Origin of the sequence: Thermovenabulum sp. (assembly GCF_049723235.1) — a bacterium.
Taxonomy (GTDB): Bacteria; Bacillota; Thermosediminibacteria; order Thermosediminibacterales; family Thermosediminibacteraceae; genus Thermovenabulum.
The window spans coordinates 102,795-127,681 of the sequence record NZ_JBNARB010000005.1 but is presented as its reverse complement, the minus strand read 5'-3'; the positions used below and the strand labels follow the sequence as shown (position 1 = coordinate 127,681).

The window sequence follows — 24,887 nt, the reverse complement described above, 5'->3', positions numbered from 1 at the left end:
ATATTGGAATAAATTCATGATAAAAATTAAAAAAATGGTACAAAGCAAAAAGCTCCCATAAAGAATTCTATTGACCTTTGGTTTATTATATAATAGAATTATAGAACATTTATAATCAGAGGAGGGGGTAAAGTGGTTCGTAAACGATTTGTTGCATTAGTCGGTTGTGAAAATTATTTTGGGTACAGAGTACTTAAGCCAGGAATGATTGTAACCCTTGAAAAAGAGCCTGACAATGATTACGATGCGGAAGCAATCAAAGTAATGGTTTACCCCTTAGGTAAAATAGGATATATTGCTAATAGTATAAATACCGTGCCTAAAGGATGTTTTAGTGCGGGAAGAATTTATGATACTTTTCATAAAAAAACTAAAGGAATAATTAGATTTGTAACAAAAAATTGTGCAATTATTGAACTTTTTGAAAGAAAACGCACAAAATTTAATATAAAATTTACAATGATATCAAAAATTAGCCCCCCTTTTGATAAAAAGCGAGAATTTCCTATGGATCTAAATTAATATTTTCAATACCCATATTACATCTGGAATATAAATACCATTAATATTTATTGATTCTTAAAGTGTAATTGAACAAACTGTGGATCATCTACAAAAACGAAATTATTTCTCATTGACACTTCATTAATGATTTTGTATAATAATAATGCTCATAAATTTAAAGAAATACTATTTGCAGGGGAGTAGCTCAATTGGTAGAGTAGCGGTCTCCAAAACCGTTGGTTGCGGGTTCGAGTCCTGTCTCCCCTGCCATATTAATTTAGACTAAAAACCGCTTTTAGGATACAAATCTTAAAAGCGGTTTACTTTTTTTATTTTTTTCTTTTCGGCCTTTATATTTTATATTTCATATATCCAAAAAATTAAGCTTATAATTGACATTAGTCGCATAATTTTCTATAATTTTTATAAAGTATATATTTTTTTATTTTTCATGTATTTAATACATGTATATTTATTAAAAGGAGGGGATATATTTTTTATTTTCAATAAATAATTTGGAGGGATTCTTGTGAAATTAGGTGGATATAAAAATAGTATAATAAGAGTAAATCTTTCTAACTATACTTATTCAATTGAACCATTAAACGAAAAAATGATCCTCGATTTCATCGGTGGTCGCGGATTTGCAATAAAACTTCTATATGACGAGCTTAAGCCGGGCATTGATCCAATGAGTGAACAAAATAAATTAATTTTTGTAGCTGGTCCTTTAGCAGGAACAAATGCACAATCTTTTGGCCGCTGGAAGGTATTTTTTAAATCTCCATTAACTGGTACATACTTTAAATCGTCCGGTGGAGGATATTTAGTAGCTGAAATGAAGTTCGCAGGATTTGACATTATTATTATAGAAGGTGTTTCGGAAAAACCGGTATACCTATGGATTTATGATGGAAAATGTGAGTTCAAAGATGCTACCTACTTGATGGGTTTAGATTGCGATGATACCCATACTTTAATAAGAGAAGAATTAGGAGATCCAAGAATAAGAATAGCATGTATAGGCCCAGCAGGTGAAAATAAAGTAAAAATATCAGGAATCTTCAGTGACCGCCGGGCTGCAGCAAGGGGTGGCGGTGGAGCGGTTATGGGGTCTAAAAATCTTAAAGCAATTGCTATAAGAGGTCATGAAAAAGTTGAAATAGCAGATCCGGAAGGTTTTTCGGAAGCTGTTAAAGCACAAATTCAAACGTATAAATCAAATCCAGCTTTTGAAGGATTCAGAGCCCGAGGTACACAAATTGCAGAATTTACAAATTTATTAGGAATGTTCCCTACCAAAAATTTTAGAGAAGGTGTTATTGAAGGCTGGGAAAATATTGAAGGGCAGGAATATGATAAATATCGTGTTCGAAAAACCGGATGTCATAGCTGTATGTTGCACTGCGGTAATCTTTCTAAAGTCAATTATGGAAAATATAAAGGAGCATGGAGTGAAGGCCCTGAATACGAATCAATTTGGGCTTTTACCGGAACAATATCACTTCCGGATGTCGGTTTAACCATAGCACTCGACAAACTCTGTGATGACCTTGGTCTTGACACGATTTCTACTGGAAGTTCTATCGGTTTTGCCTATGAGCTTTATGAAAAAGGTATAATATCAAAAGATGATACCGGGGGTTTAGAATTAATATATGGTAATGACGAACCTCTGGTAAAACTAATAAAACAAATCGCATATAGAGAGGGTTTTGGGGATATTTTAGCGGATGGTACCCGGGAAGCTGCAAAGAAAATTGGTAAGGGAGCAGAAAAATATGCTATCCAAGTAAAAGGGTTGGAATTACCTGCTTATGATCCTCGTGGTGCAAAATCTCATGGTCTTAACTTATTAACTTCAAATATAGGGGCGGATCATAATTCCGGATATGCTCCTCAGGAAATTTTTAACGTTCCGATTCCAAGACCAGTAGATCGTTTTGCAGTGGAAGGAAAAGGAGAAATAACAAAATTTAACCAGGATTTAACAGCATTTTTAGAAACAGGAATATTATGTAGTTTCCCTCCTTCAATGGGTATGATAAACGCCGAAGTATATGGTAAATTAGTATCAACAGTTACTGGAATTAAAGATTTTGATGACCCTGAATATATATGGTTAGTTGGTGAACGAATATACAACTTAGAAAGAATTTTTAATGTTAGAGAAGGATTCAGTAAGAAAGATGATAGTTTTCCATCACGCCTTATTAGTGAACCGCTTCCTTCAGGCCCGGCTTCAGGTCAAATATTTGAACAGGATGATCTACTAAAAGATTATTATAAAGTAAGAGGATGGGACCTCGAGACGGGTGTGCCTACAAAAGATAAATTAAAAGAACTTGGATTAGATTTTGCCTTAGAATATGGAAAATAATGAATATATTAAAGTTAATGTAATGTTTTTCGGAGATTTGCGTAATTTAACAGGCACCCGTCAAAAAGAATTCATTATGAAAAAAGGATTTAAATTATCCGATCTACTAATATTATTAGAGCAAGAATATCATTTTTCTTTTAAAAAATACATTGAAGAAAATAAAGGTATAAGAATACTAATAAACGGTCAGGAATACGAGCGGTTGGGTGGAATTAATGCTTTATTGGGCAATGAATTCACAGTAGTTTTCTTTCCACCTTTGTTTGGGGGATAAAAAATATAGGCAGGATTAGAGATTCCTGCCCATATTTTTTATATATTTGATTTTACAGCTATTTTTTCTCCCTCTTTCAGTCCATTTATAACTTCTACAAATTCACCATTTTTAATCCCTATTTGTATTTCCCTTAAGTATGTTTTATTATTTTTTTCATCAATCACATTTATATAATATTTATTCTCTTTTTTTACAATAGCAGAAAGCGGAACAATCAAAATACCCTCTCTTCTATCAGTTATTATTTCCACATTTGCATTCATTCCTGTTTTTACTTCATTATTTTGTTCCATTAAAATTGTAACATCGTAAGTGGTAACATCATTATTTTTTTTACCGATATCAGCTACTTTTTCCACTATACCTTTGCACATTTTCCCCGGCAAAGAATCAAACGTTATATTTGCCGGCATACCCTGTTTTATTTTTACAGCATCAATTTCATCGAAATGCAAAAATTTCATTTTTCCCTATTATATAACGTTTTTTTAAGTTGCTTACTTTGATAAACATTATGCTCTCCTCTCATCTATATCATTTAAGCAATTTTTCATATATGAAATTTCTCCTTATTTTGATGGCTTTATAAGGACAAAGTTCATGACAGCAGAAACATTTAATACATTTTTTATAATCGATTTTAGCCTTTTTATATTCTATACTAATAGCTTTGGGAGGACATGTTAAAAAGCACTCAGAGCACCCCTTGCATTGATTTAAAACGACATAGGGTTTTGGCGTCATCATTTCTTTCAAATAATTTTCCAAAAATCTCGGAAGAATTCCTCTAATAAAGACTACGTCTTTTTTTATTGGAATCTTAAAATCATCAACTTCAACCGAATCTATACTATCTCCAACAAATATAATATTTTCTTCTTTAAACAATCCCCTTTCCATAGCTCTTTTAATAAGCGGAAAATCGTTTTTACTCAAATTGATTATCCTGGATGCAGCATAATCGGCAGCTAAAGCATCATCGGAAACAATAAGAATACCTAATTTTCTACCAGTCCCCTGTGAAGGACCATCTCCCTCCATTGCAACAACCCCATCAATTATAGATAATACAGGATTTATTGTTTCGTACATATCTAAAAGAAGATCCATAAACCTTTCTATTTCTCTAATCCTGAAATGTAATTCTACCTTATAGCCTCCGGGAATCATTCCGTACAAATTTTTAACAGCTCCTGTATACACGGCCATACCATGAGTTTTTAGTTTTGCAAGAGATACCACACCGTCGCACTCTTTATAAGGATAAATAACTGGTAAGGCTTTTATCTTACTTTCCCCTTTAAGTTCAATTTCTATTGAACTTGTATTATAGTTTAACTTTGTTCCGGTTTTTTCACATACGTCTTTTATCCCGGTCTTTTCATATACAGCATTAAGCCTTTTTACATTATAAGGTCCACCCGGACTGTCAGCTACTATCAAATCAACATTTTCTTTTTTTAAAATATTTATAAGACCTTCAACTACTGCTGGATGTGTAGTTGTAGCTTCTTCAGGTTTTTTACTCATTAAAAGATTTGGTTTTAATAAGAGTTTTTTATAATTTTCAGGCCTAAAACCTATCAATTTTAAGGCATATTGCAATTTTTCACAGATTAATTCAGGATTATAATCTTCACATTTTAGAATTACTACTGTGGACAAAAAAATCACTTCCTTTTTCTATGATATTGTTACATTTCTTCCGTTTTCAGATACCCTTCAATTTTTTCCATAAAGTGGTTCTACTTACTCCTAAAACCCTGGCTACTTCTTTTTTATTATTATATTTTAAAAATATTTCTTTAAATATTTGTTTTTCCATTTCTTCCAGCGTTCCAATATTTACAATAATTTTTTGCCCGTCATTTGAATCATTTTTTTGATTTAAACCGGTTTCATTAAGCAGTGACGAAATTAAACTAAAAGAAATTTTTTGGTCTTCACATAATATTACACATTTCTCAATTAAATTTTTTAATTCTCTCACGTTCCCGGGCCAATGGTAATCTAATAGTAATTTATAAATCTTATCTTCCAGCTGCGGAGAAATTTTTTTACCGTATAGTTCATTAAATTCTTTAATAAAATTTATACATAATACTTCAATATCTTCCTTTCTTTCTCTTAGAGGCGGAATAGTCAATGTCAAAATATTTAATCTATAGTATAAATCCCTTCTAAATTTACCTTCTTCGATCTTATTTTTTAAATCGATATTCGTGGCAGCAATTATCCTTACATCAACAGGAATTAATTGATGTCCCCCCAAGCGCATAACTTTTTTCTCCTGTAATACCCTTAAAAGTTGAGCCTGCAGATTTAAAGAAAGGTCACCTATTTCATCCAAAAATAGAGTACCTCCATGAGCCAATTCAAAAAGTCCGGCTTTTCCTCCTTTCTTGGCTCCAGTAAATGCGCCTTCTTCATAACCAAAAAGTTCACTTTCCAAAAGATTTTCAGGTAAAGCGGCACAATTTATTGCTACAAAAGGGCCATCGGCTCTTTTACTTTCGTTGTGAATACTCTGAGCAAAAAGTTCCTTACCCGTACCACTTTCACCCAAAATTAATACTGTTGAATCGGTACAGCTGTATTTTTTTGCCTTGTTAATAGTTTCCAATAATATTTTACTATTTCCGTAAATATCTTCAAATCTGTATGTGGCAATTAATCCTTTTTTAACAAGTTTTGTCCTGATAGATTGTTCCACTTCCTGAATTTTACTGATATCCTGCACGGTAATTACCGTACCTATATTCTTGCTATCTATATTAATATTTGATCTTTTTACCAGTAATTTTTTGTTTTCTATTTCTATGATTTCTTCTTTTGCTAACTGACTGTCTTTATAAATTTTTTGAAGGGTATTAAAATTGATATCAAAAATTTTTTTATTTAAAACATCTTTTTTCGGTGCTTTAAGTAATTTTTCCGAAACAGAATTATACATAATGACTTTTCTTTCTTCATCTAAAGCGATTATACCTTCCGTAATATGTTCTAAGAGAGTATTAATTAATTCCTTTTGTCCTCTGTCTTTTTCTATAACTGCCTTAATGTTTTTAGCGGTAATTATTGCCTGTAATACCGATGAAGCACTGGAAAAGACCAGCTTACCCTTTAATCCCAATTTTTGAGCTTCTTCAATTATACAGGCACCCGTGCCGACTGCCATGTCTATTCCTGATTCTTTTGATTCATAAAGTTTTTCCCTTAATTCTTTTTCTGATTTATAATAAAAACAACTTATTTTTTTATTTAATATTTTTGAAAATAATTCAAAATCAAAATGTCCTTTTTTATAATCATATCCAAAAAAACCAATGTGATTAGAAAAAGGAGCCGCTTCATATAATGCTAAAAAGACATCAAAATCTGTTATTTCGATACTAACGAAAGGAATGTCAATATTTTTTCTTATTAATGCACCTGTTGCTCCACGGCTTATTATTACATCGGCTTCCTTTTGATTTGAAAGCTTTTTGGCAATCTCTACGCCTTCCTCTAAAACTCCTTCATAAATATCTATATCCTCTCCTTGTTCCACCGAAATCCTTTTAGCGATATTTGTCAGTTCTGGATAAGGTGAAATAAGCGCAATTTTGCTCTTCAAAATCTTCACCTCTCAAATACACACTTTTACCTTCACTTAATAATTATTCGATTTTATTATTAAATAACCTGTTTTGCTAAAAATTTATTTTATAAATTCGTAAAACATAAAAAAAGACCGCATAATTTGCGGCCTAAATATATTAAGAAATTATTTTCCTTTCCTTTCTTTAATTTGTCTAATAATTTCCGGAACAACCTTGAAAAGATCTCCTACAATTCCATAATTGGCAACCTTAAATATCGGGGCTTCAGGATCCTTATTTATAGCTACTATTACTTCTGAAGTCTGCATCCCTGCCAGGTGCTGAATAGCACCGGAAATTCCACACGCAATATAGAGCTTTGGCCTAACAGTCCTTCCCGTTTGGCCTACCTGGTGAGCATATGGAATCCATCCGCTGTCCACCGCAGCACGGGAAGCTCCTACAGCTCCTCCAAGAAGCTCTGCAAGCTCAAAAAGCATGGAAAAGTTCTCCGGCCCTTTCATACCTCTACCACCCGAAACAATTATATCTGCTTCTGCGATATTTACTTTTCCAACCGTATCCGGCAAAAAATCTACTATTTCTAAATCCAAATCTTTAACACCGGATACGGGTTGCAATTGTATAACTCTACAATCGTTTCTGAACACTTTGGGAGGCATTGGCATGACCTTGGGTCTTACTGTAGCCATTTGAGGTCTCTTATAAGGACAAATAATAGTGGCCATAATATTTCCACCAAAGGCGGGACGGGTTTGGAGTAACAGCCCTTTTTCTTTATCAATAGAGAGTTCCGTACAATCGGCAGTTAGTCCTGTTTCCAGCCTTGTTGCCAGCGCACCGGCAAAATCTCTGCCAAGGGTCGTTGCCCCTATCAATACTATTTCGGGTTTTGAATGTTTTATAATATTCTCAGCTTCTAAAATAAAAGGTTTTGTCTGATAATCGGACAACCATGGTGCACTTACCGCATATATTACATCTACTTCGTAATTTTTTACCTCTTTTATTATTTCGTTAATGCTGTCACCTATTATCATAGCATAGACGGGCACTTTTAATTCATCGGCAATCTTTTTAGCCTTTCCCAATAGCTCAAAAGAAACAGAATGTATTTTCTCTAACTCGTGTTCTATAAATACCATTATTCCTCTGTAGTTTTGTTTTTCAGTTTCCTGTATTTTTTCTTCCATATAAAGTGCCTCTGCAGGACAGGAGTCTACGCATTGACCACATAAAATACAATTTTCGGTAATTTCAGCAATTCCTTTTGAATCTAATCTTATTCCTTTATAAGCGCATGTTTCTATACAAATCCCGCATCCTGTGCAATTTTCTTTTTTTACAATTAGAGCCATTTATTATCCTCCTTCATATTTTAATTATTCCATTAGTTGAGAGGATTTCTATTAGTTCTTTTACTGATTCTTTTACATCTTTATCAAATATCTTTCCGCCTTCTCTGGGAGGAGGTGTGAATATTTTTATTACCTGAGTAGGCGATCCATCAAAACCAAATTTATTTTTTTCTCCATCCAGGTCCTGAGGTCCCCATACAGGTATTTCCGCTTTAGCAGCTTTTTTAATTGAAAATATGTTTGGGATGCGGGGTTGATTTATATCCTTTACTACCGTTAACAGAGCGGGCATTTTTGTTCTCACAACTTGTGTCCCGTTGTCCAACAACCGCTCTACAACTAATTCTTTATTTTCTATATTTATAGACCTTATCTTTGAAACATAAGTAATTTGAGAAAAATTAAGCCGCTGGGCCAGTCCCGGCCCGACCTGAGCAGTATCACCATCCGTGGCCTGTTTTCCGCAAATTACAATATCTACATCTTTTATTTTTTTAATTGCCAAGGATAAAGTATAACTGGTAGCGAGGGTATCCGAACCAGCAAAAGCTTTATCACTTAAAAGAATTGCTTTATCTGCTCCCATCGCAAGAGCTGTTTTTAATGCTTCCTTAGCTTGTGGTGGCCCCATAGATATCACGATGACTTCTGCACCAAATTTTTCTTTTATTCTGATGCCTTCCTCAATAGCATACTCATCAAAAGGATTTATTATTGATTCCACTCCTTCTCTGATTAACGTTCCTTTTACCGGATCCATTTTTACTTTTGCATCCGTGCTGGGAACCTGCTTTATACATACTACGACTCTCAAAGTTACACCCCCTATTTGCCCTTAAATTGAGGTTTTCTTTTTTCTAAAAAAGCCGTCACTCCTTCTTTTTTATCTTCAGTAGTACAGGATAGGGCATGCAGATAAGATTCATGAGCAAAACCCATCTCTCTTCCTAAACTATTCCCCCTGATAACCGCTTCTTTTGCATATTGAATAGCAAGTTTCGGAAGTGCCTTAATTTTCTCGGTCCATTCCTTTACTTCTATCATTAAACTTTCAAGGGGAACAACTTTATTCAAAAGACCTAACTTTAAAGCCTCTTGAGCATCTATCATTTCGCCCAGTAAAATCATTTCTAAAGCTTTTGTTCTTCCAATTGTGCTCGTTAATCTTTGAGTACCGCCTGCCCCGGGTATAATACCCAGTTTTACTTCCGATGCAGCAAATTTTGCATTTTCAGAAGCAATTCTAAAAGTACAAGATAGAGCAAGTTCCAATCCCGCTCCTACCGCTACACCATTTATTGCCGCTATCACAGGAATATCTAAATTTTCTATTCTATTAAAAAGTTCTTGTCGCCTTTTGGTCTGCTTTCTTCCTAAAATTGCATCTCTTTCTACCAATTCATTTATGTCTGCACCCGCCATGAAAGCTTTATCACCGGCTCCTGTTATAACTACAGCCCTTAAATTACTATCTTCTTCAATGCGATCAAAAACTTCATGCAATTGCTCAACCAATTTATTATTGAGGGCATTTCTAACTTCCGGCCTGTTTATCGTTATGTAGGCGATATCTTCTTGAATATTGTATAAATATAATAGCTCTTCACCCATTCAGGTACCTCCCCTGTACTAAATTCTAAAATGCAGATATGCCCAATTCTCTATTTGCTATAATTAATTTTTGTATCTGACTTGTACCTTCATATAAAGTATTAATTCTTGCATCCCTATAATACCTCTCAATTGGAAACTCCGATGAAAAACCATAACCACCAAACACCTGAAGAGCTTTATACGCTACTCGGTTTACCATCTCACTGCAGAAAAGTTTCGCCATTGATACTTCTCTTGTATGAGGCAGATGTTTATTTTTTAAATGTCCGGCTCTGTATACCAATAACCTCCCGGCTTCTATTTCAACAATCATGTCTGCAAAAAGCTCCTGAACCAGTTGATGTCCAGCAATTGGTTTGCCAAATTGAATCCTCTCCACTGCGTATTTTTTAGCGACGTCATAACAACCCTGGGCAAGTCCTACGCAACCAGCTGCAACAGTATACCTCCCATTATCTAATGCACTCATAGCAACCTTAAATCCATCTCCTACGTTTCCAAGAATATTTTCTTTTGGCACCCTCACATCCTGAAGTATTAATTCTGCTGTATTTGAAGCCCTGAGCCCGAGTTTATTATGGATATCTTTTGATGAAAATCCCTCTGTCCCTTTTTCTACAATAAAAGCCGTAATTCCCTTATGGCCCATTGATTTATCGGTTTTAGCAAAGATTATTGCTATATCGGCAACTCCTCCATTTGTTATCCACATTTTATTTCCATTTAGTATATAGTAATCTCCGTCTTCTACCGCACTGGATTGCATGCTAACCACATCGCTACCGGAATTTGGTTCTGTAAGACCAAAGCATCCCAGAATCTCTCCGCTTGCCAATTTAGGTAGATATTTTTTCTTTTGTTCTTCAGTACCCCATTTAAGTATAGTAAGGGCTACAAGGGAAATTTGGACCGAATAAATTCCTCTTACCGAAGAGTCCACCCTGCCCAGTTCTTCCGCCACTATGGCATGGGAAATATAATCAAACCCGCCCCCTCCATATTCTTCGGGAATAACAGTACCGAATATTCCTAATTCACCCATTTTTTTAACAATATCCCAGGGGAACTTTTCTTCCCTGTCGTTTTCCGAAGCAAAAGGAGCCACTTCTTTATCTGCAAATTCAGTCATCATCTTTTTTATCATTACCTGTTCTTCAGTAAGATCAAAATTCATATATATACCTCCTTAACTTTTTGTATAAAAGTCATTGTTCGTAAATGTAAAATCCCCGCCCGGTTTTTCTCCCTAAATGACCTGCTTTAACCATCTTTTTCAGGATATAAGGGGGACGATATCGCGGATCCCCGTATTCTCTGTAAAGCGTTTCGGTTTTAGCCAGATGAATATCAACACCTATCATATCTATTAATTCCAGAGGTCCCATCGGAAGATTTGCACCAAGCTTCATGGCGGTATCAATATCCTTCGCATCCGCAACTCCTTCTGAATATACCACAACCGCTTCGTTTAAAAGAGCGGCTAATACCCTGCTTACTATTCCTGCAGGTGTTTCTATTTTTGTAACAACCGGTGTTTTATCCAGCATTAATGCAATAGATTTAGTTTTTTCAACAGTAGTTTCGTCGGTTTCAAGACCGGGAATTATTTCTACGAGTTTCATAATTACAGGTGGATTGAAGAAATGCATTCCTATTACCCTTTTTCTATTTTTGGTAGCTGAAGCTATTTCACTTATTGAACATGCGGTAGTATTAGTAGCTAAAACTACCCCTGATTCAAAAATTTTATCCAATTTTTCAAAGACCTTTTTCTTAATTTCTACATCTTCAAAAACTGCTTCAATAACAAAATCCGCATCGGCAAAAGCTTCCATATCAGTTCCTACAGTAATTTTTTCTAAAATTTTTTCCGCTTCATCTTTCGAAATTTTTCCTTTTTCCACCCTCTTCATTAGACCTTCTTTAATTTTTAAAAAAGCTTTTTCCACTATCTCTTTTTCCCTATCTACTAAATAAGCTTCAAACCCCTGCTGAGCGGCTAATTGGGCAATTCCATGCCCCATGGTACCTGCTCCCACAACCAGTATTTTTTTCACTTCCATCTTGTTAACCCCCTTCAGAAAATTTAATTTTTAACTTAATCTTTCGATTATCATCGCTTCGCCCTGTCCTCCACCTACGCATAAAGTCACCATTCCAAAGGTCTTATCTTCATTCTTAAGAGCATGGATAAGTGTAGTTAAAAGTTTTGCTCCGGTAGCACCTATTGGATGACCAAGGCTAATGGCTCCGCCGTATACATTGGTTTTTTCTATATCAAATCCAAGTTCCCTCATCACTGCAATAACCTGGCCAGCAAAAGCCTCATTTAATTCAATTAAATCAATATCTTTTAAAGTAAGCCCGGCTTTTTCAACAGCAATAGGTACAGCCTTAACGGGACCAAGTCCCATAAGCACCGGGTCTATCCCCCTTTGACCGTGGGATAAAATTTTAGCCAAAGGCTTTAAACCCAGCGCTTTAGCCTTTTCTTTTTCCATTAATACTAATGCGGCCGCTCCATCACACAGGGCGGAACTTGTACCCGCCGTAATTGTTCCATTTTCTTTGAATACTGGTGGAAGTTTGGCTAAAGCCTCCAAGGAAATATCTCTTCTTGGTATCTCTTCGGTTTCAAAATATAAATTAGGATTTTTCTTATTTCCTATATTAATTGGTATTATTTCTTCTTTAAATTTACCTTTATCTATAGCTTCAATTGCCCTTTTATGGCTGAGATAAGCATATTCATCCTGCTCTCTCCTTGTTATACCGTACTTTTCAACCAATACTTCTGCCGTTGCTCCCATCATCATCCCGGCTAAGGGACACATGAAGCCATCTTGATGTAGATGATCTTGTATTTCACCGGCCCCCAAGCGATACCCCCATCTTGCTCCCGGCAAAAGATAGGGGGCACGGCTGGCCATTTCTGTACCACCGGCAATTATACAGTCTGCGTCACCTGCTCTTATAGCCTGGGCAGCTAAGGCTATAGCCTTTAATCCGGAAGCACACCTTTTGTTGATAGAAAAAGCAGAAACATCTACTGGAAGGCCGCTTTTTACAGCAACTAATCTTCCGAGATTTGGTCCCACACCGGCCTGCCATGCATTTCCCCAGATAACTTCATCCACCATATTTTTTTCTATTCCCGCTCGTTTTACCGCTTCCTTAATTACTTCACTTCCCAATTCAACAGGAGTTTTTTCAGACAAACTTCCGCCAAATTTACCGCAGGCGGTGCGAACAGCACTTAATATAACAACTTCACGCATTTTTACACCTCCTTCAAATAGTTAATTTCATAATATCAGCAAATTTTATGCCATTGTATAATTCTCAGATAAATCATGAAAAAATAATATAAAACTAAGGGTTTTAACTTTAATAAATGATATGTGTTTAAAAATTAAACTTATTGATTATATCAAATATATTAATATTAAAAAATCTTGTTCATTTTTTAAAGCATTATGTTCAAAAAATAAACATAAAAATATAAATAAAAAAGCTGGCTACCAAAATTATAGCCAGCATCTTATATTACTTATTTACATCCACTGCAAGAAGAACAGCTCCCGGCACATCCTCCCTGACCAGATTCTCCCTTTCGGGTATAAATAAACCCTGTAAATCTTTGAGTAACATTACCATTACATTTAGGACATTTTACTTTATCTTTATCTTTAATATTTATAAATTCGCTAAATAGAAATCCGCATTGATTACATATAAAATCATAGGTAGGCATTAAGATACCTCCTTTATACTTTTAATTCGCTGGAAATACCGAGAAATTCCTGGTACTTTTGCAAATACGGCTTTACCTCTTCCTGAAGAAATTCCAAAACCTGAGATGGACTCCTGCCAATATAATTTTTAGGTTCAAGTATTTTAATAATCTCCTCTTTGCTGATATTAAATCTTTTATCTTCTACAACTTTATTTATTAGATTGTTTTCCTTCCCTTGTTTTATTTCCTCCTGCGCCTCCCTGGAATAAACTCTTATTGCTTCATGAAGCTCCTGGCGATCTCCACCCTTTTTTACCGCTTCCATTAGTATATTTTCGGTAGCAATGAAAGGCAGTTCTTCTCTTACATGATTTTCAATTATTTTTTCATTTACAATAAGGCCCGCACTTACGTTCAAATAAATGTTTAAAATTGCATCCGTAGCAAGAAACATTTCGGGAATAACAATTCTTCTATTTGCAGAATCATCCAGGGTTCTTTCAAACCATTGGCAGGATGCTGTAATATAAGGATTTAATCCATTTACAATTACAAATCTGGAAAGTGCGGTCATTCTTTCACATCTCATGGGATTTTTCTTATATGCCATTGCCGATGATCCTATTTGAGTTTTTTCAAAAGGTTCTTCTATCTCCTTTAATCCCGAAAGTAATCTTATATCATTTGCAAATTTATGTGCGCTCTCAGCAATACCCTGTAAAACTCTCAATATAAAGCTATCTATTTTCCTGGTGTATGTTTGCCCGGAAACAGGAACGGATTTTTCAAAGCCAAATTTTTTAGCAATGATTTTGTCAAGTTTTTTAACCTTTTCTTCATCCCCATCAAAAAGTTTCAAAAAGCTCGCCTGAGTACCCGTTGTGCCTTTTACACCCCGTAATACCAAATTTTGTTCTGTATATTCCATATCCTTTAAATCCAAAATTAAATCGTATATCCAGAGGGTAGCCCTTTTCCCCACCGTAGTCAATTGGGCTGGTTGAAAATGTGTAAATCCCAGCGTAGGAAGGTCTTTAAACCTCATTGCAAATTCCGACAGGTTGTAAATCACATTAATCAATTTTTTCTTTAAAATCCCAAGCCCATCTCTCATTAAAATTATATCGGTATTATCCCCTACAAAAGCACTGGTAGCACCCAGGTGAATAATCGGCTTTGCCTTAGGACACTGTTTCCCATAGGCTAATATATGTGCCATCACATCGTGTCTTGTAGACTTTTCAAATTCTTCTGCATCCTCATAATTAATAATTTCAGCAAATTTTTTCATTTCTTCTATCTGTTCGTCTGTAATTGGAATTCCAAGTTCCTTCTCTGCTTCAGCAAGAGCAATCCACAACTTACGCCATAGGGAATATTTTTTTTGAGGTGAAAAGTTTTCCAACATTTCTCTACTTGCATACCTATCTATTAAAGGATTTTCGAAAACATCCCTCAATGCCTTCACTCCTTTTTAAAAAAATAAGCAGGCCTTTACCTGCTTATTATACCAAGTCTCTAACAAAATTTTCAATTCGATCAAGTCCTTTTTCAATATTTTTTAAAGAGGTGGCATACGATAACCGCACAAAATCCTCTGTTCCAAAAGCTATACCCGGAACAACAGCCACCATATAATTTTCTAATAGCTTTTGAGCAAAATCGGTAGAATTATTTATTTCAAAACCTTTTATTTTCTTCCCAAAAGTTTTTGAAATATTCATCATTACATAAAAAGCACCCTTAGGTTTTATGCATGAAAGCCCTGGTATTTGATTTATCCTTTCCACCATATAATTCCTTCTCTTGGAAAACTCTTCTACCATCGAAGATATAGCTTTCTTTCTCTCGGGATTTGTAAGTGCTTCTAAAGCAGCTTTTTGGGCTATGGAATTGGGGTTTGATGTGGTATGACTTTGAAAATCGGTCATGGCTTTCACAACTTCCTCGGGTCCCGCCGCATAGCCTATTCTCCAACCGGTCATTGAATATGCCTTCGATACACCATTAACTATCAAAGTCCTATCAAAAACATCTTTGCCGAGGGTAGCTATACTTATATGTTGTTCACCATCATATATGAGTTTATCGTAAATTTCGTCGGAAATAATGAATAAATTGTATCGAATTGCAAGCTCAGCAATGTCTTCCAATTCTTTCTTTGAATATACACTACCTGTCGGATTATTTGGGCTATTTACAATAATCACCTTCGTCTTAGAAGTGATTAAAGGTTCAATTACATCCTTTTTCATTTTAAAATCATCTTTTTCATAAGTGGGTACAAAAACCGGTGTTCCCCCACATAGTTTTACAAGCTCCGGATAGCTTACCCAATAAGGATGGGGTATTAATACTTCGTCTCCGGGATTTACAATACAATAAAGGGCATTATAAAGACATTGCTTGGCTCCATTGGAAACTATAATCTCACCGGGCTTATATGTAAGTCCCAACTCTTCATTAAAAATATCAGCTATTGCCTTTTTTAATTCAGGAATACCTCCTACCGGGGTGTATTTTGTAAAACCTTCATTTATAGCATTGATTGCCGATGATTTAATAAAGGAAGGAGTGTCAAAATCCGGTTCTCCAGCTCCAAAACCGATCACATCATAACCTTCACTTTTCATTTGTTTGGCTTTGGAATCTACTGCCAAAGTAGGAGATGGACTTATACCTTTAGCTTTTTCCGAAAGAAACATAGCTTTTACCTCCTATTCAATAATTATTTAGGCAAATCGGCGGGGAAATTAACGACAACATCTTTTTTATTAAAATCAAACAAATCAACGGTCATATTCATAGTTCTATTCCCGGAGGAATTATCTTTAATCAATATATCCACTTTCATTTTATAAATTAAGAAATCTTTTTTACCGACCCATAAAGTATAAACCGCCTGCACCTCATCCACATCTTCCGTATTAGTACCTTCTATTAATAATTCCTTTATTTTTTCACTATTTGGAACAAATTTTATAACCTTGCAGTCTACTCCTTTTACTTTTTCATCATTAAGATATTCAGCTTTTTCAATTATATCCTTAAGTTTTTCTAACGTTTTTTCCGGTGTTTTAAGAATATCGTTCATTTCACCAAACGCAAAATCATCCGTCTTAACCCATTTGCCATTTAGAGGATTTTTTATATAAAAACTGTTGTCTTTTTGATAAATATCAATGCTCATTCCCATTAAATCGCCATTCAGGTGCATCATATTTGGATTCTGTACTTCTCCTGTAAAAGAAAGTTTTTGGTCTACTTCTTTTATTGTAAACACCGCTTCTATATTCATCCTATACGATTTTACTAATTTTAATTTTTCACTAGCTTTTATTATAGAATCCTTTGGCTGTAAATTGCTGAATTTATCTCCACAACTTATAACATATATTGCCGTAGTAATAACGATCAGAATAATTATAAAATTTAATTTAATTCTATTTAATCTCATTGTTTTCCTCCTAAAATTTACTTCCTTTTATTATTATAAATTATTCTTCATTAATTTTATTTTTCCTTTTTTGTAACAAAAAAGTAAAAAAGGGCTAAAAAGCCCTATTTCTGATCAATATTTTTAATGATATCTTCATATATATCTTCTAATAATTTATCTATTCTATTAAAATTCATAGATTCTATATAGAATTTTTCTAAATCGTCATGCAGATGTTTTGCTTCTTTCATCCCTTCAACAGCTTCATCTAAAGCATTGATTATTCTTTCAGAAGCTAATTTAACAAATTTGTTTTGATTTATCTTGTTGAAATCTATATAGTTATCCAAATTCACAAGTTTGATATTTCCTACCGGTTCAGAGTATAAATGAGGTTCTTTTGAAGTAACAAAACCCAGGCTTATTTCCGGTAATATTAAATGATCAATCTTCTCTGTAGTAACCGGGCAATGAAATTCTTCTATATTATATCCCAACATTAATGCTCTATCCCTAATAGCTTTCAAAACCTCGTTTACTAATTCACCGGAGGCAGATGTAAAAATATATTTATATTTAAGGGGATCGAAAAGATTCTTAATAAAATTAACCTTGCCCTCGGGTGTTATTGAACTGGCAAACATTTTTCTTACCTTTGGGATTTTATGGGCTGCTTGCTTATCTTTAAATACATCATAAATAAATTCGTTTAAAAATCTTTGAAACTCCAATTTTTTAACAGCTTTAATGTAAATACTTTCTACCTCATCATAACAAGCCTTGGCAATTTTTAAATGAGTAAAAGCATGTAAATAACAATCTTTGATTTGCTCCTGCAGATTTATAATTTCATCCTTATTTTTTATTAGAATATTTGCGCTCCAATAATCTCCTAAATTTATTATTACATCCACTGCTCCAGGAAAATTTGGGTCTATCACATGAGGAGCTGTCCCATCCACAAGAGCTATACCTTCCTTAGCCAGGTAAATGCCATCTAAAGAATTGCTATCGGCTGAACAATGAAGGAATTCTACATCGTAACCTTCTTCCAATAATCTTTCCCCCAATTTCCCCAGGAATGTGGACTTACCGGTTCCTGGACCGCCTTTTAAAACATAAATTTTTTTGGCTTCTTTCCACGATATCACATTACTAAAAAATGGCAAATATCCGTAAGGAGTACTGGTTCCCGGAAAATATCTTCTTTCTTTTCCTCTCATAAAAATTACCCCCCCAAAAATGACTTTAATACTTAGGTTATTCAGGAGGGGTAAAAAAGGTTCCTTTTTTTATTGGGTTAAGTTTCGTATACGGATATTATAGCTTTATCTTCTTTTTTTGTTATTCCGAAAATAAAACCTTTCTTTTTAAAGGTTTTATTTAAAAAATCCACGAATTTATATAATTCATCATTATAATTTAATTCCTTTTGTGCAATTAATTCCAATTTGTCCTCCATTAAATCCCCTTCTTAAAATTATTCACAAATTTATTTTCCATGATTTTAACATATCCATAATTTCATACTTTGTCAAATCAAAGTGAATGGGAGTAATCGATATGTAACCATTATGAATTGCCCATACATCCGAATCCTCATCCATAAGATCTTCGACCACTTCCCCGGCTAACCAATAATAATCTTTTCCCCTTGGATCACATCTTTTATGAAAACAATTTTTATATTTTCTTGTCCCTAAGTGGGTTATCATTACCCCCTTTATTTTTTCCTTTGGCAAAGCAGGAATATTTATATTTAATAGTGAATCCTTCGGAAATTCCTTATCTTTTATGTACTCACACAACTTTCTAATGACTTCTGCTGGATAATCGAAAATTACATCCTCATAAGAAGCTACTGAAGCAGCAATAGCAGGAATACCATAAATTGATGCTTCTATTGCTGCAGATACGGTACCCGAATAAATTACATCTGTCCCTAAATTAGGTCCTTTGTTAATTCCCGAAATCACTAAATCCGGAGGTTCTTTAAGCAATGCATCTAAAGCCAACTTTACGCAATCGGAAGGCGTACCATTTACCTTAAATGATGTTACCTCCGATCCAAAAATTTCCACTTTATCAACCCTTAGAGGTTTATGCATGGTTATAGCATGAGCAGTAGCACTTCTTTCCCTGTCGGGCGCCACTACAAAAACTTTTCCAATATTTTTCAGTTCTTTTACCAGTGCGAATATTCCTTCAGCATATATTCCGTCATCGTTTGATACAAGTATTTTCAAAATTTTCACCCCGCTTAAGCTGTTAACGCTTTATTATAAAATTCTACTGCCTTTTCCTTATCACCCATATTTTCGTAGCATATACCAATAATGGTCTTTATATTAAAATCTATTCTTTCAGGGTTTATTTTTTCATAGCATTCTGCAGCTTCCTTATACATACCCATTTTGAAAAGACAGTAGGCTTTATTCAATAATATATCATCTTTTGCCTTTTTTTGCAAAATCCTATTTAATATTTCCAATGCCTCTTTATAGCGTTTCAAAGATATCAGACAATAAGCAATATTGTTTTGAAGGGTGAAGTCTTCGGGGTTTATTTTTTCAGCCTGTTTAAAACATTCCATAGCCTTATTAATCATATTTTTCTTATACAAGCAGTACCCTAAATTTATTAAAAGATCGCTATTTTGACAATCAATTTTTAATCCTTTTTCACATAATTTTATTGCTTCATCATATTTTCCTAAACCTGCTAACGCTGTAGTAAAGTTGTTAAGCAATGTAATGTCCACATCATTTTTTTCATAAACTTCTTTAAAAAGCTTTACGGCCTTTTTATAATCTTTCATCATCAATAAGCATGTAGCAAGATTCTGTTTAACACTCAGATCGTTTTCCGAAATTTCCAAGGCTTTTTCAAAGCTCTTCTTGGCATCTTTAATATTCCCTGTTTTCAATAAACATAGCCCTTTATGGTTTAATAAAGTCTTCAAATTTTCACCTTCAGTAGAATCTATTATAAAATCAATAAGATTTATAGCCTCTTCATATTTTTCAAGTTTATATAAAATTTTTATTATATTGCAATAGGATTTTAATTTTAATTCCGGGGTAGTCAAAGTAAGCTCATACTTTTCAATGGCTTTATCGTATTCGGACAATTCCTCAAAAATTTTCCCTAAGAAATATTGAACATAAGAGGAATTAGTAATTTTTTCTATTTCTCTGAAGTATTTCAATGCCTTTTTATAATCCTTTAATAAAAAAGAAAACAATCCCCCAAAGGCCAAAAGATATATATCCTGATACTTTTCCTTTTTTATTTTTTCTTCTATTTTATATAGCCCTTTGGAGTAAAGACCAATATGGAACATAATTTTATAAACATATATCTGTATGTAAGATAAAGAATTCTGAATATATATTGTACCTACGCTCTCAAGTATTTTACTAAAGACTTCCCAAACTTCGGTTTTTATCATCTAAATTCCCCCCAAATAAACTGAAAGCTTGTCTTAATTAAAAACATATATATTTATTCTATAATCAAAGAAAATTTCCTTTATACAAATTTTCATAAGATTTTATAAATATCGACATATTTTTATTTAATTTTCTCGATATTTGCATTTAAGCAAACAAAACTCTTCGGGTTCACTAAAAATTACGTTCATCAAAGTACAAAGAAAAGATGTTTCGCTTAAACCGCGTTTAATAAACTCTTTTTGCGGAATTAAATTAATGCAAATTTTGTCGTTAAAATCTTTCACTTTACAACCTTTACAGGCCCATTTTTCATCCAAGTCCTTTTCTTTTAATAGAGCATTCCCTAAAAGACACTTATAAATTTTAAGTTCGTTTTCTATAAGCGGTATTTTTTTGTGTAGTTTTAAAAATTTGCAATCGTATGTCAATACAATCCCCTCCACTGCATTTATCCCTTAAATTACTTTTATGATATTTTCCTATATAATGTGAATAAAAATAAAAAACTGTCGGAAATTAATTTCCAACAGTCTAAAATTAAATTTCTTAAATTATTGAACTTATCAAAAAATCTCCGACAATATTTTTACTCCTTTTTTTATATCATCTTTATTTACAGTAGCGAATGAAAGCCTCAAAGAAGATTTTAATTCTTTTTCTTCTCCTGGACCAAAGGAAGAACCAGGAACGTAGACCACACCTCTTTCAATAGCTTTATATATTAAATCTTTGGTATCTATTTCCTGTTTTAAAGTAATCCATGAAAAAAATCCGCCTTCAGGACTTGTAAAAATTATCCTGTCTCTAAAACATTCATTGATGGTTTTTACCATAATATCGCACTTTTCACGATAATAAGGAACAATACGATCTAAATGAGATTTAAGCTTCCCCTGCTTAAGAAATTCCGCTATTATTGCCTGATTTAAACTGCTGGTATGCAAGTCCATTCCCTGTTTTGCGATTATCATCTTTTTTATGATTTCTTTATGCGCGATTATCCATGCAACCCGTACTCCCGGACAAAAAATTTTAGAAAAGGAATTCATATATATTACAAATCCTTCATCGTCATAGGACTTTATCGGTTTAATGAATTCGCCGGAATACCTCAGTTTTGAATAGGGATCATCTTCAACTACAATTATTTCATATTTCTTTGCTATTTCTATAATATTCTTTCTTCTTTCTTCAGATAATGTGGTTCCAGATGGATTTTGAAAAGTAGGAATAGTGTAAATAAACTTAGGCATCTTCCCTATTATGGCCCTTTCTCGAATAATGTCTTCTAATAGATTTACATTTATACCCTTTTCATCCACCGGTACCCCGGTTATTTTAGCCTTATAACTTCTTAAAGTATGAAGGCTCCCGGGATAAGTAGGCAATTCTACTATAACTTCATCTCCCGGATTTAAAAGTACCTTGCATACTAAGTCCATACCCTGCTGAGAACCGGTTGTAATTAAAATATTATCCATCTCGCAATTTATTTCATCTTCTACAGATAAAAATCGAACCGCTTCTATTAATTCAGATAATCCCTCGGTGGGACTATATTGAAGTATTTTTTTGGCTCTTTCCTCAATTACTTTTTCAAAACATATTTTTAAATCCTCTACAGGAAAAGTATCCGGTGAAGGGTTACCTCCTGCTAAGGAAATAACACCGGGTTTTTGGGATATTTTTAAAAGCTCTCTTATAGGAGAGGGAGGCAGGTTAACAATCCCATCGGAAAAAAATTTATTGTAATCCATTTTTTTCACCCCTTATAATTTACGATACCATCTCAAAACCTTTATAAAACGCCCTAATATTTTGGTCCCTGAATTGAAGAGGAGAATTCTTTTCCAGCGATTTAATTATTGCCTCTAAACTTACAATCCCCGAAATCTTGACCAGAATACCCAATGCTATCATATTTAAAATTCTGATGTTTTTTAATTCCACTGCAGCGTTTGTCATCGAAAAACCATAATACTCTTTATTTTCACATTTTATCGTATCTTTATCGTAAATTAATATAGCTTTTTCCTTTATTTTGCCTTTGTAAATATCAAAGGCCTGGGGTGAAAGACATACAATATAATCGGGATTCATAGCTTCCGGAAAGGCAATTTCGTCTTCAGAAATTATTACCTCCGATTTTGAAAATCCCCCTCTTGTTGCTACTCCATAGGCTGTAGTCTGCACGGCATTTTTTCCATCAAAAATTGCTGCTGCTTCACCTAATATTTTACCGATTAATAACAATCCCTGTCCCCCGGAGCCTGCAAGAACAACTTCTATTCTTCCCATACTAATACCCCTCCTACCTTGCACCAGAATCTTGCTCAAGGGAAGATATTTTTTCCTTCGCTTGTTTTTGAACCTCTAAGTACTTTGTGGAAAAATCCGGTTTCTCAATATTCACAAATTCTCCCAGAGCAAACTTATTTGAGTTAATATCTCCTTCATTTTTATTAAATGTGCTATTATCCCTTAAAAACTCCATCATTTCCACAGAAGTCTTCATTTTATTGAGTCTTCCAAAATAAGTGGGGCATACATTTATTACATCCACCACCGAAAAACCTTTTTTCATGATGGCATTCTTTATATATTTTTCTAACAAATTAACGTGATATACGGTAGCCCTGGCCACATAACTTGCTCCTGCAGCAATTGCTAAATTAACTACATCAAAGGGGGGCTCAACAGAACCAAATCTCGATGTGCTGGTAACGCTTCTTTCCGGTGTGGTACCCGATACTTGTCCTCCGGTCATACCGTAATTGAAGTTATTTGAAATAATTGCGGTAATATCAATATTTCTTCTGGCTGCATGAATAAAATGATTACCTCCTATGGTCAACCCATCTCCATCTCCCATTAAAGCTAAGACTTTCAAGTTGGGATTTACCAGCTTAACTCCCGTAGCAGCAGGCAGTGCTCTGCCATGAGTTACATGAAGGCTGTTAACCGATAAATAATCATCCGCCTTTCCCCAGCATCCTATTCCAGTGACAACAACAATTTCACGAGGATCTAAATTTAAATCTGCAAATACCTTAGCAATAGTTTTCAATATTATTCCGTTACCGCATCCCTCACACCAAAAAAAAGGTAGTTTTTCTTCAATGATATAGTCAAATACGTTTCTTGCCACCTTATATAACCTCCTTAATCTTCTCAATTATTTCAAGGGGGGTTATTATTTCACTATTTACTTTGTTAACCCCTACAACAGGTATACCGTTATTTAACACCCTTTGAACTTCTCCTATAATTTGCCCTAAGTTCATTTCCGGTACAATTACTATTCTTGCCTTATCAGCTAAATTTTTTACTTTTTCATCAGGAAAAGGCCACAGGGTATTCAATTGTAAAAGACCTGCTTTTTTCCCCTGTTTTCTTAAAATATTAACGGCTTCCCTGGAACTTCTGGCAGATGCTCCAAAAGAAATCAACAGTATTTCAGCATCTTCTGTATAAAATTCCTTAGTAATTATTATATCTTCCTTATTTTGGTAAATCTTATTATATAACCTTTTAATTACCTTTTCAGCATTTTGTGGAGAGTTGTTTGGAAAACCAGTTTCATCATGCATGGAGCTGGAGGCATGAAAGGTATACTCGCTTCCAAAATAAGCCAAAGGTGGCACACCCGTTTTTTCAGGTTCATAAGGTCTATATTTTTCAGGATCAATATTGGGCATTCTTCTTTGTACAATAGGTATATTACTATGCAATACGACTTTTTCTCTCATATGGCCTACAATCTCATCCGATAAAAATATGACTGGTGTTCTGTATTTTTCAGCAAAGTTAAAGGCATAAATTATTAAATCATAGCACTCCTGCACCGTTGCAGGTGCAAGTACGATTGCAGCATGGTCTCCATGAGTACCCCACCGGGCTTGCATTACATCCGCTTGAGCTGGTTTTGTAGCAAGTCCCGTGCTCGGACCACTTCTTTGCACGTTGATTACGACACATGGTGCTTCGGTCATTATTGCAAGTCCAATATTTTCTTGCATAAGTGAAAATCCCGGGCCGCTGGTAGCTGTAAAAGCTTTTGCACCTGCAAAAGAAGCCCCTACCAAAGCTGCCATACTCGCTATTTCATCTTCCATTTGAATAAATACTCCCCCTTCTGAAGGAAGCCTTATTGATGCGAGCTCTGCTATCTCGGAAGAAGGAGTTATGGGATAACCCGCATAAAACCTTGCGCCTGCCTTTAGGGCACCTTCCACACAGGCTTCGTTCCCTTGAAGGAATTTAATGTCTTCATGCATTTAAAATCACCCCTTCGCCTTTTTCTTCTACAAAAATAGCAATATCCGGACATCTCAAATAGCATAAATTGCATCCTATGCATTCTTCTTCCTTATCTACAATAGGAAAAGTATTCATTTCTATTCTTAGAACTTTTTTAGGACAAAATGCTACACAGATTCCACATTTTTTACACCTTTGTTCATTAATCTTAACTTTAAATCGTCTTCTCAATTTAACCCCTCCAAAAATCTGATAATAA

26 protein-coding genes and 1 tRNA gene are annotated in these 24,887 nt (G+C 34.3%); 4 read left to right on the top strand and 23 right to left on the bottom strand.

Annotated features, from left to right (window positions below; all coding sequences use genetic code 11):
* Positions 1-132 precede the first annotated feature (132 nt).
* From ACPLOV_RS04505 to ACPLOV_RS04490, 4 genes are all read left to right on the top strand, one after another.
* On the top strand, positions 133-522 hold the full coding sequence (locus ACPLOV_RS04505; RefSeq protein WP_424908717.1) for an HIRAN domain-containing protein: 390 nt from the start codon (positions 133-135) through the stop codon (positions 520-522).
* A gap of 176 nt (positions 523-698) precedes the next feature.
* A tRNA-Trp gene (locus ACPLOV_RS04500) sits at positions 699-774 on the top strand.
* A gap of 259 nt (positions 775-1,033) precedes the next feature.
* Positions 1,034-2,884, top strand: a complete 1,851-nt coding sequence (locus ACPLOV_RS04495; RefSeq protein ID WP_424910721.1) for an aldehyde ferredoxin oxidoreductase family protein — start codon at positions 1,034-1,036, stop codon at positions 2,882-2,884.
* Complete coding sequence (locus ACPLOV_RS04490; RefSeq protein ID WP_424910720.1) at positions 2,874-3,161, top strand: MoaD/ThiS family protein; 288 nt, start codon at positions 2,874-2,876, stop codon at positions 3,159-3,161. The genes ACPLOV_RS04495 and ACPLOV_RS04490 overlap by 11 nt, the downstream gene beginning before the upstream one ends.
* A 38-nt stretch (positions 3,162-3,199) precedes the next feature.
* Here the strand turns inward: ACPLOV_RS04490 and ACPLOV_RS04485 are convergent, their stop codons facing one another.
* From ACPLOV_RS04485 to ACPLOV_RS04375, 23 genes are all read right to left on the bottom strand, one after another.
* Positions 3,200-3,628: an efflux RND transporter periplasmic adaptor subunit gene (locus ACPLOV_RS04485; RefSeq protein ID WP_424910719.1), complete on the bottom strand. Its 429-nt coding sequence runs from the start codon at positions 3,626-3,628 to the stop codon at positions 3,200-3,202.
* A 70-nt stretch (positions 3,629-3,698) separates the two neighbouring features.
* Entirely contained in the window at positions 3,699-4,838 is a 1,140-nt protein-coding gene (locus tag ACPLOV_RS04480; RefSeq protein ID WP_424910718.1) for a DUF362 domain-containing protein, read from the bottom strand.
* A gap of 37 nt (positions 4,839-4,875) precedes the next feature.
* On the bottom strand, positions 4,876-6,780 hold the full coding sequence (locus tag ACPLOV_RS04475; protein WP_424908721.1) for a sigma 54-interacting transcriptional regulator: 1,905 nt from the start codon (positions 6,778-6,780) through the stop codon (positions 4,876-4,878).
* 150 nt (positions 6,781-6,930) lie between these two features.
* Positions 6,931-8,124: an FAD-binding protein gene (locus tag ACPLOV_RS04470; RefSeq protein ID WP_424910717.1), complete on the bottom strand. Its 1,194-nt coding sequence runs from the start codon at positions 8,122-8,124 to the stop codon at positions 6,931-6,933.
* A 13-nt stretch (positions 8,125-8,137) separates the two neighbouring features.
* A complete protein-coding gene (locus tag ACPLOV_RS04465; protein ID WP_424908723.1) occupies positions 8,138-8,938 on the bottom strand; it encodes an electron transfer flavoprotein subunit beta/FixA family protein in 801 nt (266 codons plus the stop codon).
* 11 nt (positions 8,939-8,949) lie between these two features.
* Positions 8,950-9,735 carry an enoyl-CoA hydratase/isomerase family protein gene (locus tag ACPLOV_RS04460; RefSeq protein ID WP_424908724.1) on the bottom strand — a complete coding sequence of 262 codons (786 nt, stop codon included), beginning with the start codon at positions 9,733-9,735 and terminating at the stop codon, positions 8,950-8,952.
* Between the two features lie 25 nt (positions 9,736-9,760).
* Entirely contained in the window at positions 9,761-10,912 is a 1,152-nt protein-coding gene (locus ACPLOV_RS04455) for an acyl-CoA dehydrogenase family protein (RefSeq protein ID WP_424910716.1), read from the bottom strand.
* A gap of 31 nt (positions 10,913-10,943) precedes the next feature.
* The gene (locus tag ACPLOV_RS04450; RefSeq protein ID WP_424908740.1) at positions 10,944-11,795 is read right to left on the bottom strand and encodes a 3-hydroxyacyl-CoA dehydrogenase family protein; all 852 of its coding nucleotides are present in this window, start codon (positions 11,793-11,795) and stop codon (positions 10,944-10,946) included.
* Positions 11,796-11,831: 36 nt separating this feature from the next.
* Positions 11,832-13,016, bottom strand: a complete 1,185-nt coding sequence (locus ACPLOV_RS04445; RefSeq protein WP_424908726.1) for a thiolase family protein — start codon at positions 13,014-13,016, stop codon at positions 11,832-11,834.
* Between the two features lie 272 nt (positions 13,017-13,288).
* The gene (locus ACPLOV_RS04440) at positions 13,289-13,492 is read right to left on the bottom strand and encodes an FmdB family zinc ribbon protein (protein ID WP_424908727.1); all 204 of its coding nucleotides are present in this window, start codon (positions 13,490-13,492) and stop codon (positions 13,289-13,291) included.
* Positions 13,493-13,505: 13 nt separating this feature from the next.
* The gene (gene purB / locus ACPLOV_RS04435; RefSeq protein WP_424910715.1) at positions 13,506-14,933 is read right to left on the bottom strand and encodes an adenylosuccinate lyase; all 1,428 of its coding nucleotides are present in this window, start codon (positions 14,931-14,933) and stop codon (positions 13,506-13,508) included.
* Positions 14,934-14,979: 46 nt separating this feature from the next.
* On the bottom strand, positions 14,980-16,179 hold the full coding sequence (locus ACPLOV_RS04430) for a pyridoxal phosphate-dependent aminotransferase (protein ID WP_424908729.1): 1,200 nt from the start codon (positions 16,177-16,179) through the stop codon (positions 14,980-14,982).
* Between the two features lie 23 nt (positions 16,180-16,202).
* Positions 16,203-16,931, bottom strand: a complete 729-nt coding sequence (locus ACPLOV_RS04425; protein WP_424908730.1) for a DUF6612 family protein — start codon at positions 16,929-16,931, stop codon at positions 16,203-16,205.
* Positions 16,932-17,035: 104 nt separating this feature from the next.
* On the bottom strand, positions 17,036-18,136 hold the full coding sequence (locus ACPLOV_RS04420; protein ID WP_424908731.1) for an AAA family ATPase: 1,101 nt from the start codon (positions 18,134-18,136) through the stop codon (positions 17,036-17,038).
* A gap of 77 nt (positions 18,137-18,213) precedes the next feature.
* Positions 18,214-18,375, bottom strand: a complete 162-nt coding sequence (locus ACPLOV_RS04415; protein WP_424908732.1) for a YpmA family protein — start codon at positions 18,373-18,375, stop codon at positions 18,214-18,216.
* Between the two features lie 22 nt (positions 18,376-18,397).
* On the bottom strand, positions 18,398-19,159 hold the full coding sequence (gene surE, locus ACPLOV_RS04410; protein ID WP_424908733.1) for a 5'/3'-nucleotidase SurE: 762 nt from the start codon (positions 19,157-19,159) through the stop codon (positions 18,398-18,400).
* Positions 19,160-19,173: 14 nt separating this feature from the next.
* Positions 19,174-20,364 (bottom strand): tetratricopeptide repeat protein, encoded by a 1,191-nt coding sequence (locus ACPLOV_RS04405; RefSeq protein WP_424908734.1) that lies wholly within the window; start codon positions 20,362-20,364, stop codon positions 19,174-19,176.
* A gap of 126 nt (positions 20,365-20,490) precedes the next feature.
* Complete coding sequence (locus ACPLOV_RS04400) at positions 20,491-20,796, bottom strand: hypothetical protein (protein WP_424908735.1); 306 nt, start codon at positions 20,794-20,796, stop codon at positions 20,491-20,493.
* A 135-nt stretch (positions 20,797-20,931) separates the two neighbouring features.
* Entirely contained in the window at positions 20,932-22,125 is a 1,194-nt protein-coding gene (locus ACPLOV_RS04395; RefSeq protein ID WP_424908736.1) for a PLP-dependent aminotransferase family protein, read from the bottom strand.
* Positions 22,126-22,144: 19 nt separating this feature from the next.
* Positions 22,145-22,666 carry a 2-oxoacid:acceptor oxidoreductase family protein gene (locus ACPLOV_RS04390; RefSeq protein WP_424908737.1) on the bottom strand — a complete coding sequence of 174 codons (522 nt, stop codon included), beginning with the start codon at positions 22,664-22,666 and terminating at the stop codon, positions 22,145-22,147.
* Positions 22,667-22,679: 13 nt separating this feature from the next.
* A complete protein-coding gene (locus ACPLOV_RS04385) occupies positions 22,680-23,516 on the bottom strand; it encodes a thiamine pyrophosphate-dependent enzyme (protein WP_424910714.1) in 837 nt (278 codons plus the stop codon).
* Between the two features lies 1 nt (position 23,517).
* Entirely contained in the window at positions 23,518-24,645 is a 1,128-nt protein-coding gene (locus ACPLOV_RS04380; protein WP_424910713.1) for a 2-oxoacid:acceptor oxidoreductase subunit alpha, read from the bottom strand.
* Entirely contained in the window at positions 24,638-24,859 is a 222-nt protein-coding gene (locus ACPLOV_RS04375) for a 4Fe-4S dicluster domain-containing protein (RefSeq protein WP_424909926.1), read from the bottom strand. Before ACPLOV_RS04375 ends, ACPLOV_RS04380 begins: the two co-directional genes overlap by 8 nt.
* Positions 24,860-24,887: the final 28 nt, after the last annotated feature.